At 62.0% G+C, this 13,942-nt stretch carries 14 protein-coding genes; 8 read left to right on the top strand and 6 right to left on the bottom strand.

Going from position 1 to position 13,942, the window contains the following annotated elements:
- Nucleotides 1–89 precede the first annotated feature (89 nt).
- Nucleotides 90–683 (bottom strand): CDP-diacylglycerol--glycerol-3-phosphate 3-phosphatidyltransferase, encoded by a 594-nt coding sequence (pgsA, locus tag K3146_RS02385; RefSeq protein ID WP_221544597.1) that lies wholly within the window; start codon nt 681–683, stop codon nt 90–92.
- 117 nt (nt 684–800) lie between these two features.
- Here pgsA and K3146_RS02380 point away from each other — a divergent pair, with 117 nt between their 5' ends.
- Entirely contained in the window at nt 801–2,150 is a 1,350-nt protein-coding gene (locus K3146_RS02380; protein WP_221544596.1) for an MFS transporter, read from the top strand.
- On the opposite strand, the gene K3146_RS02375 is transcribed toward K3146_RS02380, so the two are convergent.
- The gene (locus tag K3146_RS02375) at nt 2,147–2,341 is read right to left on the bottom strand and encodes a hypothetical protein (protein ID WP_221544595.1); all 195 of its coding nucleotides are present in this window, start codon (nt 2,339–2,341) and stop codon (nt 2,147–2,149) included. The genes K3146_RS02380 and K3146_RS02375 overlap by 4 nt on opposite strands.
- A 147-nt stretch (nt 2,342–2,488) precedes the next feature.
- Between K3146_RS02375 and K3146_RS02370 the strand changes: the two genes are divergently transcribed.
- Nucleotides 2,489–4,159 (top strand): thiamine pyrophosphate-binding protein, encoded by a 1,671-nt coding sequence (locus tag K3146_RS02370; RefSeq protein WP_221544594.1) that lies wholly within the window; start codon nt 2,489–2,491, stop codon nt 4,157–4,159.
- On the opposite strand, the gene K3146_RS02365 is transcribed toward K3146_RS02370, so the two are convergent.
- Entirely contained in the window at nt 4,156–4,905 is a 750-nt protein-coding gene (locus tag K3146_RS02365; RefSeq protein WP_221544593.1) for an SDR family oxidoreductase, read from the bottom strand. The genes K3146_RS02370 and K3146_RS02365 overlap by 4 nt on opposite strands.
- Nucleotides 4,906–4,980: 75 nt before the next feature.
- On the bottom strand, nt 4,981–5,391 hold the full coding sequence (locus K3146_RS02360) for an EVE domain-containing protein (protein WP_221544592.1): 411 nt from the start codon (nt 5,389–5,391) through the stop codon (nt 4,981–4,983).
- Nucleotides 5,392–5,567: 176 nt separating this feature from the next.
- On the opposite strand from K3146_RS02360, the gene K3146_RS02355 reads away from it, so the two are divergent.
- From K3146_RS02355 to K3146_RS02330, 6 genes are read left to right on the top strand one after another with little or no spacing between them, the layout of a single operon-like run.
- Nucleotides 5,568–7,253, top strand: a complete 1,686-nt coding sequence (locus K3146_RS02355; protein WP_221544591.1) for a putative bifunctional diguanylate cyclase/phosphodiesterase — start codon at nt 5,568–5,570, stop codon at nt 7,251–7,253.
- A gap of 41 nt (nt 7,254–7,294) precedes the next feature.
- Complete coding sequence (gene dapF / locus K3146_RS02350; protein WP_221544590.1) at nt 7,295–8,104, top strand: diaminopimelate epimerase; 810 nt, start codon at nt 7,295–7,297, stop codon at nt 8,102–8,104.
- Nucleotides 8,105–8,112: 8 nt separating this feature from the next.
- A complete protein-coding gene (locus tag K3146_RS02345; RefSeq protein ID WP_221544589.1) occupies nt 8,113–9,288 on the top strand; it encodes a MiaB/RimO family radical SAM methylthiotransferase in 1,176 nt (391 codons plus the stop codon).
- A complete protein-coding gene (ftsY, locus tag K3146_RS02340) occupies nt 9,285–10,208 on the top strand; it encodes a signal recognition particle-docking protein FtsY (protein ID WP_221544588.1) in 924 nt (307 codons plus the stop codon). Before K3146_RS02345 ends, ftsY begins: the two co-directional genes overlap by 4 nt.
- Complete coding sequence (locus tag K3146_RS02335) at nt 10,208–10,858, top strand: inner membrane-spanning protein YciB (RefSeq protein WP_221544587.1); 651 nt, start codon at nt 10,208–10,210, stop codon at nt 10,856–10,858. Before ftsY ends, K3146_RS02335 begins: the two co-directional genes overlap by 1 nt.
- A 31-nt stretch (nt 10,859–10,889) precedes the next feature.
- Nucleotides 10,890–11,363, top strand: coding sequence for a GNAT family N-acetyltransferase (locus K3146_RS02330; RefSeq protein WP_221544586.1), 474 nt, complete (start codon nt 10,890–10,892; stop codon nt 11,361–11,363).
- A gap of 16 nt (nt 11,364–11,379) precedes the next feature.
- Here K3146_RS02330 and K3146_RS02325 read toward each other — a convergent pair whose 3' ends face one another.
- Both K3146_RS02325 and K3146_RS02320 read right to left on the bottom strand, forming a co-directional pair.
- Nucleotides 11,380–11,883 (bottom strand): hypothetical protein, encoded by a 504-nt coding sequence (locus K3146_RS02325; RefSeq protein ID WP_221544585.1) that lies wholly within the window; start codon nt 11,881–11,883, stop codon nt 11,380–11,382.
- A gap of 47 nt (nt 11,884–11,930) precedes the next feature.
- A complete protein-coding gene (locus tag K3146_RS02320) occupies nt 11,931–13,868 on the bottom strand; it encodes a potassium transporter Kup (protein WP_221544584.1) in 1,938 nt (645 codons plus the stop codon).
- Nucleotides 13,869–13,942: the final 74 nt, after the last annotated feature.

Below are 13,942 nucleotides of genomic sequence, written 5' to 3'. Positions count from 1 at the left end.
ACTCACACACCGCGGCTTCAGGCCCAAGAGAGCTTCCCCTCAAAGACCGTGTTCCATGTGTTCCAAGCTGTAGGATCGCCCGCGCAGTCCTAATCCATGTGCTTGAGGCCGACCCGCAGGTAATCCCAGCCTGTGATCACCGTCATCACGGCCGCGCCCCACAGGGTGATCAGGCCCACGGTGTGCGGCACATTCGCATCGACCGTGCCGATCATCACGTTCCAGTCCGGCAGGCCCTGGCCGAGGATTAGCGAGCCCAGCGCCAGCATCTGGAAGGTCGTCTTCCACTTGGCGAGGCGGCTGACCGGGACGGAGACCTGCAACGGCCCGAGGAACTCGCGCAGGCCCGATACGGCGATCTCGCGCATCAGGATGATGAGCCCCGCGATCACATGCGCATCGCCGACATAGGGCCCTGTAAGCACGCCCTGCGCGGCAAGCACGAGGATTACGGCGGCCACCATGATCTTGTCTGCAATCGGGTCGAGGAAGATGCCGAGCTTCGACACCGTCCCGCTGCTGCGCGCGAGATAGCCGTCGAAATAGTCGGTGATGCCCATCAGCGAATAGAGGCCGAATGCCATCAGGAAGCCCAGTTCCCAGCCGGGCCACCACAGCAGGAAGGCCAGCACGGGAATCGCGAAAATGCGCGAAAGCGTCAGGATATTGGGCAGCGTCAGCATCGTTCCTCGTTCCCCTAACGGCAAACGCCCCGCCGCAAAAGACGCGACACGGGGTTGTCCGCCGCCGCGATGTCTCTACCAAGGGTTCCTATACGGAAGGTTTCTTCCCGGGGGGTCATGTTCACAAGCACTCACTTGCTGCGCACCAGGCGGTTCCTGCCGCTGTTCGTCACGCAGCTCTTCAACGCCTTCAACGACAATCTCTACAAGACCGCGATGGTCCTGTTCGTTGTCTATTCGATCTTCAATTCGGAAGAGGCGGAGGGGCTGTTTTCGGCGATCGCGTCGGGCCTGTTCATCCTGCCCTTCTTCATCCTGTCCGCGCTCGCCGGGCAGCTGGCCGACATGCGCGACAAGGCCTCGATCATCCGCAAGGTGAAGGCCTGCGAGATCGTGCTGATGCTGATCGGCGCGAGCGGATTGATGCTCGCATGGCAGGGCTATGAGATGCCGGTGAATCTGTTCGGGATCCAGACAAGCGTTCCCGTCCTGCTGATGCTGCTGGCGCTGTTCATGACCGGGATCCAGTCGACCTTCCTCGGGCCGATCAAATACGCGATCCTGCCGCAGCACTTGCACAAAGACGAGGTACTGGCGGGCACCGGGCTGGTCGAGGCCGGAACCTATATCGCGATTCTCGCGGGCACGATCTTGGCCGGATGGATCGCGGTCGAGGTTGCCGCCGTGGGCATCGTGCTGACTTCTATCGTCGGCTACCTCGTCAGCCGGCAGGTTCCCCCCGCCCCGCCGCAAGGCAAGATCGAGAAGATCGACTTGCACATCCTGAGGGCCTCGACCCAGCTGATCCGCGAGACGATGCACAACCGCGAGGTCTACTACGCCATCCTCGCGATCAGCTTCTTCTGGACCATCGGGGCAGTGTTGTTCATCCAGTTCCCGCCGCTCGCCAAGAACGTGATCATGGCGAGCAAGGAGGTGGCCAGCATCTTCCTCGTCGTATTCTCGGTCGGCGTCGCGATCGGTTCGGTGATTGTCGGGGCTTTGCTCAAGGGCAAGGTCTCCGCCCGCTATGCGCCGCTATCGGTGATCGCGATGGGGGTCTTCGTGGTTGCCTTCTACCTGGTCTGCAAACTGTGGGAATCGGACAAGCCGACCGAACTGCTCGATGTCGCGGGCTTCCTCTCCTGGCCGCTTGCGACCGTGATCCTGCTGAGCCTGCTGGGGATCGCGGTGGCAGGCGGGATGTTCGTGGTGCCGCTCTACGCATTCCTCACGACGCGCGTCGCACCGGATCGCGCCTCGCGAACGATCGCGGCCAACAATATCGTCAATTCGGGGGCGATGGTCTGCGGATCGCTGCTCGCGATGGGGATGAGCGTCGCCGGCGTGCCAATCGTCGAGCAGGTTCTGATCAGCGCAGCCATGTGCCTGATCTCGGCATGGCTCGGCCGCCGCCTCTTGGTAGCAGAGCGAACCGCAGCGGCAGCTGCCGGCGCGAGTGCCTAGATGATGAAGGCGAGAACCGCAGCGACTGTGGCGAAATAGGTCGTCGCGACGCCGCGCACGTCCGAAGCCGTCAGCCGCCAGTCGACGACATCGGCCTGAGGGACATCCGCAAACATACGGCGGCGCTGCGGCAGAGATGCCCGAAGCCAGTGCCGGGCGGTCTCGTTGGTAAGAACAAGTGCGCGTCTCATGATGTCGAGTTAACGCTTCTTTAACTAAAAGTTTCCCGCAAAATCAAGCTGTTCCAATTCGGGACAAGCGTTTTCGCTCCGGGGATAAGCGTCTGGAACGACAGCAAAGATTGCACCGCAGGGTCTGCGCGGCTAACCGCCCCAGCCATGAGCAAACATCCCACCCCCGCCGCCGCCAAACTGCTTGTCGATTGCCTGATCGAGCAGGGCTGCGAGCGGATTTTCACCGTCCCCGGCGAAAGCTTCCTCCAGGTACTCGACGCGCTCGGCCAGCAGGATACGATCGACCTCGTCACCTGCCGCCAGGAAGGCGGAGTGGCGATGATGGCATGTGCGGACGGTGCCATGACCCAGCGCCCAGGTGTCGCCTTCGTCACGCGCGGGCCGGGCGCGACCAACGCCAGCATCGGCGTCCATGTCGCGATGCAGGATTCGCAGCCGATGATCTTGTTCGTTGGCGACGTCGACAGCGAGATGCGCGACCGCGAGGGTTTTCAGGAAGTCGATTTCGCGGCCTTCTTCGGACCCATCGCCAAATGGGCGACGCGGATAGATTCGGCTGACCGCATCCCGGAATATGTCGCGCGCGCCTATGCCACCGCGATTTCCGGCCGCCCCGGGCCGGTCGTACTCGCCCTGCCCGAGGACATGCTCAGCCGCGACACTTCAGCAAAGCCCCGCCCACGGGTCGAGCGTCCCGCACAGGCCCCCTGCCCCGACGCAATGCAGGCAATGATGGCTTTGATCGCCGATGCCGCCTCGCCGGTCGCGATCATCGGCGGCGCAGGCTGGAACGCCAAGGCCCGCCAGCACTTCCAGCTTTTCGCCGAACGCCTCGGCCTACCCGTCGCAACCGCTTTCCGCCGCCAGGACGCTATCTCGCCTTCCAGCCGGGTCTATGCAGGCAACCTCGGTTACGGGCCCAACCCCAAGCTGGTCGAACGGGTCAAGAATGCCGACCTCGTTATTGCCGTGGGCGCACGTCTCGGCGAGGCCACGACCGATGGCTACACTGTCCCGCCGCTGCTGGCCGAGGATCGCAAGCTGGTCCACATCCATCCCGACCCGAACGAGCTCAACAGCGTCTACCCCGCCGATCTCGCGATCTGCGCCGAGATGGACGAGTTCGCCGAGAGTGCGGCGCTGTGGGACGATGGCGAGACTATCGACTTCGATGCCGGCGTCGAGGCCCACGCCGAATGGGAGGCCTGGGCAACCGCACACCCCGCCCCGCAGTTTGAACTCGACATGGGCCAGTGCGTGCAGTTCATGCGCGACACGCTCCCAGCCGACACGATCATCTGCAACGGCGCGGGCAATTTCGCTGGCTGGTGGCATCGGTACTGGCGATACGAGGGATTCCCGACCCAGCTCGCCCCGACCTGCGGCGCGATGGGATATGGCGTTCCTGCCGCCGTTGCGGCCGCTCTGCGCCACCGCGACCGGACGGTCGTTGCCGTCGCAGGTGACGGCGATTTCCTGATGAACGGACAGGAGCTGGCGACGGTGGTCCAGCACGGCGCAGACCTTATCGTCATCGTGATCGACAATTCGGCCTATGGCACGATCCGAATGCACCAGGAACGCGAGTTCCCGGGCGAGGAGCGGATCAGCGGAACACGTCTCGCCAATCCCGATTTCGCGGCCATGGGTTCGGCCTTCGGCGGCTGGTCCGCGACCGCCACGACCGCGCAGGAATTCAAGGACGCGCTGGTCGCTGCCGAAGGACGCAGCGGGTTGCGCCTGATCCATTGCCACATCGAGATCGAGCAGCTCGCCGCCAGCGGAGCGACCGTAAGCGGACTACGCAGCGGCTAACGCATCGTCATCCCGCCGTCGACCATGTATTGCGAGCCGGTTACGTAACTTGCCTGGTCCGACAACAGGAAGAGGGCCACCTGTGCGGCCTCTTCGCTACTCCCAAACCGGCCCAGCGGAACCATTTTTTTGATCTGTTTGCTGAAGCCTTCGACCTCTTCGTCAGATAGACCCATTCCCTCGAAGAAGTTTGTTTCAATTGGTCCCGGTGCGATTGAGTTCACGCGGATGTTTCGACCGGCTAGATCGGCAGCCCAAGCGCGCGTCAGGGCGGTGACCGCGCCTTTCGTCGCAGCATAGACTGCACCCTGCGGTTGTCCCAGATAGGGCGACACCGATGCTGTCACGACGACCGAACCGCCATCGGAAATCAGGGGAATCAGCTGTGCCATCTGCAGTACAGGCCCTCGGACATTCACGTTCGTCATGCCGTCGAAAGTCTCGGCATCGATCTCGGTATTGTCACCGAACTTGCCGAATCCCGCGTTTAGCCAGACTCCGTCGATCGAACCCATCTGGTCCTTGATCTTGGCGCCGAGTTCCCTGGCCGCTTCGGGGTCGGAGGCATCGTTGCGCAGGACGAGCGATCCGGAAGGCAAATCTCGCCCGGCTTCATCAAGATGATTCTGGCTGGTCCCGGTTACCGCGACTTCTCCACCCTCCTCGACGATCAACTTCGCACCGGCCAGGCCCATGCCACTCGTGCCGCCGGTAATCAGTATGCGCTTGCCTTTGAAACGGTCCATCCTGTCTGCTCTCCTATGAGGAACTCACTCACTCAATGAGCGGCAGGCGTAACCCGTTCCTTGGATCCAGCCCTGTCAGATACCCGCCATCGAGCAGATCACCGACCACTCGTCCGGCGTGATCTCGGCCACCGAAAGACGCGACAGCTTGACCAGTTCGCACTCGGCGAGCTTGGGCTCGGCCTTGATCTGCTTGAGCGTGACCGGATGCGGCAATTTGGTCTTGGGCTTCACCTTGACCGCCGCCCACTTCCCTTCCGGATCGGTCGGATCGGTGATGCCGGCGACGCTGACTTCGCAGATGCCGACGATCTCCAATCCCTCGCGCGAGTGGTAGAAGAAAGCCTGATCACCCACCTCCATCGCCGCAAGATTGTTCTTCGCGCGGTGGTTACGAACGCCGTCCCAAGTCCCCTCCTTCTCGGCCACGAGATCGTCCCAGCTGTATTTGAAGGGTTCCGATTTCATCAGCCAGTATCGGGCCATTGGGGGATTCTCCTGGATTGGCAGGTGGGTTGTCCTAGTTGGCGCTGCGTAGCGAGCGCGCAATTCCTTGGCTACCCTCCCCTTGTGGAAGCCTCCGCGAATTAACCGCATATTAGCTTTGTCTGCATAATCCGGGATGGCCGAAAATTCCGGGGGGTCCCTTGGCGCAGGATCAGTTGACAGACATCGATCACGCAAGCCGCGAAACGCCGGCCGAAGGGGCGCGTGGAAGACGCAACTATGTGGCATTGGTCATCGCGTTCTCAGCCATCGGCCTTTTCGTCGCGCTCGCCAGTGCGGTGCTGCCTGCTCTTGCCCAATCCTATCTCGGTAGCCGCAATGCTCCCGATGCAGTCCTGACCAATGCCCTGCTGCTCAACATCGCACTCATCCTCCTCGGCTGGCAACGCTACAAGGTGCTGACCAGCGAGCTCGCGTCGCATCGTGAAGCGGAGATGGAGGCGCGTCAGCTGGCCGACATGGACGACCTCACCGGCTCGCTTAACCGGCGCAGCTTCGCCGCCCGGCTCGAAGAACTGCTGGCGACGAAATGCACCGCCGACCATGGCATCGCGACGATCGCGATCGACCTCGACAACTTCAAGCAGGTCAACGATCTCAACGGCCATGCTGCCGGAGACCGGGTGCTTTGCGAGAGTGCCGAGCGCATCGCCAAGCTCTTGCCTGAAGGTGCCTGCCTTGCCCGCCTCGGCGGCGACGAGTTCATTTGCGCCGTCCCCTATCACACGCATTCGCCCGACCGGATCGACCACCTTGTCATGCGGATGGTGGAACAGGTTGCGCGCCCCGTGCTGCACCAGTCCACAGCCATCGATGTGACCGTGTCGATCGGTATTGCAGGTTCCCACCACCTCGGCGACGAACCAACGGAAACACCGGCGCAGGACCTGATGCACAAGGCGGATATCGCCATGTATCACGCCAAGAAGCAGGGAAAGAACCGTTTCTACTGGTTTGAACCGCCGATGGAAAACGAACTGCGCTTCCGCAACGAACTGGAAGCCGGCATTCGCCGCGGCATCGATAACGACGAGTTCGTGCCCTATTACGAACAGCAGATCGATCTCGACACTGGCGAGATCGCCGGGTTCGAGATGCTCGCCCGTTGGGAATCGCCCGAGATGGGCCTCGTCAATCCGGACATCTTCATCCCGATCGCCGAGGAAATCGGCGTCATCGCCGAACTGTCCGAGCGCCTGATCGCCAAGGCATTCGAAGACGCTAAGCAGTGGGATCCGAGCATCACGCTGTCGGTCAATATTTCCCCGGTGCAGATGCGCGATCCCTGGTTTGCCCAGAAGATCCTCAAAATGCTGGTCGAACATCGCTTCCCCGCCAACCGCCTGGAAATCGAGGTCACCGAGACCTGCCTGCACGAGAATATCGGCATGGTGCGTTCGATGATTACCTCGCTGCGCAACCAGGGGGTCAGGGTCAGCCTCGACGATTTCGGCACCGGCTACGCCAGCCTATCGCAACTGCGCAGCCTGCCCTTCGATCGCCTCAAGATCGATCGCAGCTTCATCCGCGAGCTCAAGAACAAGAACGAAGGCGACCAGTTGGTCGAGGCGATCATCTCGATGAGCGACGGCCTGAAGATGCCCATCACCGCCGAAGGGATCGAAGACGAAGAGGTCGCCAACGCCCTGAAGCGCTGGGGCCAGCTCAAGGGACAGGGCTATCACTACGGTCGGCCGGAACCAGCACGAAAGGTCGTCGAACGCCTGGAAAACCTGGGCCGATTGGTCGAGGCAAGCGATGAAAACGTCGTCGAGATTACCGGACTGGTGGGCAAGACTGCCAGTGACGAGGAACTCGACGGCAGCCGCAACGCGGTCTGAGGCTGGACCTTCCCCCTTCCAGCACCTAGATGCGCGGGCCTATGCGCGTCGGTTTCACCAAGATGCACGGTCTCGGCAACGACTTCGTCGTGCTGGACGCGCGTGCGAATACTCTCCCGGCCATTAGCGCACAGATGGCCGCTGCCCTCGCCGACCGCAATACGGGCCTCGGCTGCGACCAGCTTATCCTGCTCGAACCGAGCGACAAGGCCGATTTCCGGATGCGGATATTCAACCATGACGGCGGCGAGGTGGAGGCCTGCGGCAATGCAACGCGCGCGGTGGCCATGCTTCATGGCGAAGAGGCTAGTATCGAAACCGCAGGCGGCCTGCTTCGTGCTTCTCCGACAAAGGGCGGAGCGAGCGTGGACATGGGCGAGCCGCGCTTCGATTGGGACGCGATCCCGCTTGAATACGCCATGGACACGTCGGCCATGCCTGTCAGCTGGGAGATGCTCGATAATCCCGGCGCGGTGAATGTCGGCAATCCGCACGCGATCTTCTTCGTAGAGAATACCGATGTCGTGCCGCTCGACCGGCTTGGCCCGGAGATCGAAAACGATCCCCTTTTTCCCGAACGCGTCAACGTCAACGTTGCCACGGTAGAGGACCGCAACAGTATCCGCCTGCGCGTGTGGGAGCGCGGCGCGGGCCTCACCCGCGCTTGCGGCACGGGAGCCTGTGCCACCGCCGTCCATGCAATGCGCCGAAAGCTGGTCGACAGTCCGGTGACAGTTTCGCTCCCTGGAGGCGACCTGGAAATCGAATGGCAAGCTGGCGGTTCGATCCGCATGACAGGCCCCGCCACCGAGAGCTTTCGGGGCACATTCGAGTGGGACGACTACGCGTGAACGCTCCCATGAAAATGCCTGAAATCGTTTCGCTCGGCTGCCGCCTCAATATCTCCGAGAGCGAGCGTATGCGCGCCATGCTGGCGGGTGAGGAGAACCTCGTCGTGGTCAACAGCTGCGCCGTCACCAGCGAAGCCGTGCGCCAGACGAGGCAAGCGATCCGCAAAGCCCGCAAGGCCAATCCCGATGCCCGCTTGCTGGTCACCGGCTGTGCAGCCGATATCGAACGCGACCAGCTCGCTGCCATGCCAGAGGTCGACGGGCTGATCGCAAATGAAGCGAAGCTGGACCCGCGCGCATGGAACGTGCCCGCCAGTGCCCCGCCCGTTCCAGCCCTCCACACTCGCGCCTTCGTGGCAGTGCAGAACGGCTGCGATCATGCCTGCACCTTCTGTGTCATCCCGCAGGGTCGCGGCAGGAGCCGCTCACTGAGCATTTCAGAGGTCTTGCGCGAGGTGGAAGCGCATCTCGAAGCCGGTGCGGGAGAAGTCGTTCTCACTGGCGTGGACGTGACCTCCTGGGGACACGACCTGCCCGGCAGCCCGAAGCTCGGCGCATTGGTGCGTGCCGTGCTCGACGCCTTTCCCGCCCTGACCCGCATTCGCATGTCGTCCATCGACGGGATCGAGGTGGATGAACAGCTGTTCGAGCTCTTCGCCGGTGAAAGCCGGGTCATGCCGCATATCCACCTGTCGCTTCAGCACGGTCACGACCTGATCCTCAAGCGCATGAAGCGCCGCCACCTGCGTGTCGATGCGGTGGACCTCGTCGCGCGGTTGAAAGAGCGCCGCCCTGACCTCGCCGTCGGAGCGGACCTGATCGCAGGTTTCCCGACCGAGACCGAGGAGCATCACGCGGCCAATCTTTCCATAATTCGTGATCTCGACATCGTGCACGGCCACATCTTTCCCTATTCGCCGCGCCCCGGCACGCCCGCTGCGCGCATGCCGCAGGTCGAGCGCGCCACGATCAAGCGCCGAGCCGCTGAGCTGCGCGCCGAAGTCGCGACGCTGCGTGCAGACTGGCTTCGGACGCTCGTCGATAAGCCGCTGCAAGTCCTCGCAGAAGCCGACGGGACCGGCTATTCGCCCGAATTCGCCCGCGTGCAGCTTCCGGAAGGGTCGCGGCGCGGCTCCATCGTCACCGTGACGCCCAAGACACTCGAGGACAATCTCCTGTCATGAGCAAACCCAGCTGGACCGAGCGCCTGTTCGGCGGCTTCAAGAAGACGTCGGAACGCCTGACCGAGAACCTCACCGAGGCGGTCACCAAGGCCAAGCTCGACGATGCGACGCTCGACGATGTCGAGGATGCGCTGATCATGTCCGATCTCGGACCGAGCGCCGCTGCGCGTATCCGGGAGAGCCTGAAGGAAAAGCGCTTCGGCCTCGAAATCAGCGCCGATGAGCTGAAGCAGGCGGTAGCGGACGAAATCGCGGCGATTCTGCGCCCGGTTGCGAAGCCGCTCGAGATTACTGCCTTCCCGCGCCCGCAGGTGTTGCTTGTTATCGGCGTCAACGGGTCGGGCAAGACGACGACCATTGCCAAGCTCGCCCATCTCTTTGTCGAGGATGACTACAACGTCATGCTGGCGGCAGGCGACACCTTCCGTGCGGCTGCCATCGGCCAGCTACAGACCTGGGCCGACCGGGTCGGCGTTCCCATCGTGCGCGGCCCCGAGGGTGGCGATCCGGCATCAATCGTGTTCGACGCGGTCAAGAAGGGTACCGAGATTGGTACGGACGTGCTGATCGTCGACACTGCAGGTCGCCTCCAGAACAAACGCGAGCTGATGGATGAACTGGCCAAGATCAGGAAGGTCCTCGGCCGCCTCAATCCCGAAGCGCCGCATGACGTGGTGCTGGTGCTCGATGCCACCAACGGCCAGAATGCGCTCAGCCAGATCGATGTGTTCAAGGAAGTCGCCGGCGTCACGGGTCTCGTCATGACCAAGCTCGACGGAACGGCGCGTGGCGGTGTGCTGGTTCAGGCTGCAGAACAATACGGCCTGCCAATTCATGCCATCGGCGTGGGCGAGAAGATCGACGATTTGCGCCCCTTCGATCCAGACCTTGTGGCGCGTGTAATTGCAGGGATTGCATGATGACCGAGACGAAACCGACCGAGAAAAAGCCCACAGGCTGGCTGCACACGCTGGTCGACTACGGGCCGCTGCTGGTCTTCCTCGGCGTCTACAAATTCTACCAGCCACCCGAGACCTCCACATTCGGCGAGATCGCTGCAGTCATCTATGGCACGATCGCCTTCATGGTTGCAGCCGTCGTCGCGCTCATTTTCAGCAAATGGAAGTTCGGCAAGGTCAGCCCGATGCTGATCCTCTCGACCACACTGATCGTCGGCTTCGGCGCGCTCACCATCTGGCTGCGAGACGAACGCTTCATCCAGTTCAAGCCGACCGCCATCTACCTTCTCTTCGGCGTCGTACTTATCGTTGGCTGGCTGCGCGGGCGCGCGTGGCTGCAGGTCCTGCTGGAAGCGGCATTCGAGGGCGTCACGCAAGAAGGCTGGCTCAAACTCTCGCGCAACTGGGGCTTCTTCTTCTTTGCTCTCGCAGGTCTCAACGAAGTGCTGGTCGAGACTTTGAGTTTCGAAAGCTGGCTCTGGGCAAAGCTCTGGGTGTTTCTCCCACTGACCTTCCTCTTCACCTTCACGCAAATTCCGATGCTGCTGAAGCACGGGCTTTCGCTGGAGGACACCGACGACGTGTTGAAGGACGAACCGCCGACCGGTTGATTTGCCAGACTGGCGGCCTATGAGCCCGCCGATGACTGCGAGAATCGATCTTTCATGGGCAAGCTATCAGGACCACGCGATCCTCGCCGACATCATGTTCGACGCCGTGCGCAACGGGCCGAGCCGCTATTCGGAAGCCCAACGTGCCGCCTGGGTACCAGCGCCCCGTAGCGGCGATGCCTGGGATGAACGGCTCCTGCGCCAGGACATCATCCTTGTCCGTTCGGAAGGTGGGACTGCGCTCGGTTTCATGAGCCTCGATGCAGATGGCTATATCGATTTCGCCTATATCCGCCCGTCTGCACAGGGCAGCGGTCTGTTCCGGCAGCTTTACGAAGCGATAGAGCTAAAGGCGCGCGAGATGGGTGAAACGCGGCTCTGGGTGCATGCCAGCCTGATGGCTCAGCCTGCATTCGAGAAAATGGGCTTTGCCATCGTCGAGCAGCAAGTCGTCCGTATCGGCGACCAGAGCTTCGAGCGCGCTGAGATGGAGCGAGCGCTCTAGCGCGAACCTACCCGTGTCAAACCTCGTCACCGGGTGTGATCTTGGTCATGACACGCATCAAGGTGGTATAAATCAGCACGACAGTTGCCGCTGCCAGCCCGACCATCAGGACCGTGCCCGCAAACAGCCCATTGTAGACATTTTCGAACCAGGAAGACGGCAATTCCTCGAACTCCCCGATCGGAAGAGCAAATGCCATGAGCAGGAGCAGCGCGACCAGCAGTGTGATCGTCGACAAGCGCGCCACCATTGCGACATCGCGGTAGGCGTCTTGGTCAAAGTCCTTGTCCATCCGTCGGATCATCCCGATCAGAGTCAGCATCAGCGCGATGATTGTCGCCGATGCCGTCGCGACCGCCGATCCGAGATAAAGCCCGGCACGGGACAGGGCATTAAGAAGGTCGACAGCCTCTGCTGCACCATAAACCCTTCCAATGGCGGATCTGGCAGCAAACCCCACCATGCCGGTGAGCAGCAAGGTGACGAGTGGCCAGCGATAACAGGTGAGAAGGTCCCTCATGCTGGAACCTATGAACGGCGTGACAGGTCGTTCCGACTGCTCGCTTCCTAAATTTCGACCTGGCTTCCCAATTCCACGACGCGGTTGGTTGGCAGGTTGAAGAAATCCATCGCGGTTGCCGCATTCCGCAGCATCCAGGCGAAAATCTTCTCGCGCCAGATCGGCATGCCCGGCTTGTCGCTGGCCAGCAGCGTCTGTCGCGAGAGGAAGAAGCTAGTGTGCATCATGTCGAACTCGCCGCCGCAGCGTTGCATCTTCTTCAATCCCTGCGGAACGTCGGTTTCCTCCATGAAGCCGTAGTGCAGGATCGCGCGGTAGAATCCGTCACCCAGGTCATGGTACTCGCAGCGCTCCTCCGGATCGACATAGGGGCTGTCGGCGATCAGCACGGTCAGGATCACCACCCGTTCGTGGAGCACCTTGTTGTGCTTGATGTTGTGCAGCAGCGCGCTGGGAACGCCGGCCGTCTGGCTGGCCATGAAAATGGCGGTGCCGGGTACGCGGGTGGCAGAGTTCTTGGCGCTCTTGGCGAAAATCTCGATCGGCAGCGCGGTCTCGTGCATGCGCTCGCGCATCAGCTTGCGGCCACGCGCCCATGTGGTGAGCAGGGTGAAGGCGATCAGGCCTACTACCAGCGGGAACCAGCCGCCCTGCGGCACCTTGAAGAGGTTTGCCGCGAAATAGGCACCGTCGATGATCAGGAAGAAGATGACGACCGGCGCGGCGTACCACCACTTCCACTTCCACACGCCGACGAAGAGCACACCCATCAGCAGCGTATCGATGGTGACCGCACCGGTTACCGCGATACCGTAAGCCGCTGCGAGGTTGGACGAGCTCTGGAAAGTGAGCACGAGCAGGATGACTGCAACCATCAGTGCCCAATTGATGATCGGGATGTATATCTGGCCCGCCTCGGTCTCGCTCGTATGGCGGATCGTCATACGCGGCATGAAACCCAGCTGCATCGCCTGGTGGGTGATGCTGAACGCACCCGAGATCACCGCCTGGCTGGCGATGAATGTCGCAACCGTGGCAAGGATCACCAGCGGCAAACGGAATTCCTCGCTCGCGAGCAGGAAGAAGGGACTCTTGACGACCTCAGCCGCCTGCTCTGCCGGGAGGCTGGCGATCATCGCGCCTTGCCCGAAATAGTTGAGCAAGAGGCACGGCATCACAAAGCCGAACCATGAAAGCCGCATGGGTCCACGGCCGAAATGGCCCATGTCCGAATAGAGCGCCTCAGAACCGGTAACTGCCAGAACGACCGCGCCCATCGCGAGGAAGGCAACGAAGCCGTCGGTCACGAAGAACATGACCGCGTAATAGGGATTGAGTGCCCAGAGGATCTCAGGGTGCTGGACGATCTGGTTGAGTCCGAGCCCGGCAAGCGTCGTGAACCAGATGATCATCACCGGGGCGAACAGGGCCCCAACCTTGGCCGTTCCACGCTGCTGCAATACGAAGAGGCATACCAGCAAGACCAGCGCGATTGGGATCACGTAGGATTGCAGGCCTGCGTCCACCACGGTCAACCCTTCCACCGCGGACAGGACCGAGATCGCCGGCGTGATCATGCTGTCGCCATAGAACAGCGAGGTCGCAAACACGCCCAGCAGCACCACCAGCCAGGCATATTTCGTCTGGCCGATGTGGCGGCTTATCAGCGCGATCAGGGCGAGGCTCCCGCCCTGCCCCTTGTTGTCCGCACGCATCAGAATCGTGACGTATTGCAGCGCCACCACGATCACCATCGACCAGAAAATCAGGCTGACAACGCCGAGGACATGCATCCGGTCGATCGCGATGTTCGCCGCACCGGCAAAGGTCTCGCGAAATGCGTAGAGCGGGCTGGTCCCGATATCGCCGAAAACGATGCCGATTGCGCCCACGGCAAGTGCTGCCTTGGACGCCCCGTGGCCATGGCCATGAGCATTGTCGCCGCCGCCATCGGGCTGCGAGGTCGGCGCGGTGGCCTCTGTCATAGGGTGGGTGTTACCTGCCGCATAGCGTCAAAACCTTGGCTGCGGGAGCCTCGCTCCCGTGCAAGGTCGCGGCG

The sequence above is a fragment of the Qipengyuania vesicularis genome, assembly GCF_019711415.1.
In the GTDB taxonomy this organism is placed as follows: Bacteria; Pseudomonadota; Alphaproteobacteria; order Sphingomonadales; family Sphingomonadaceae; genus Qipengyuania; species Qipengyuania vesicularis.
Note: the sequence above shows the minus strand (reverse complement) of the source record. Positions and strands in the feature narration are given on the sequence as shown.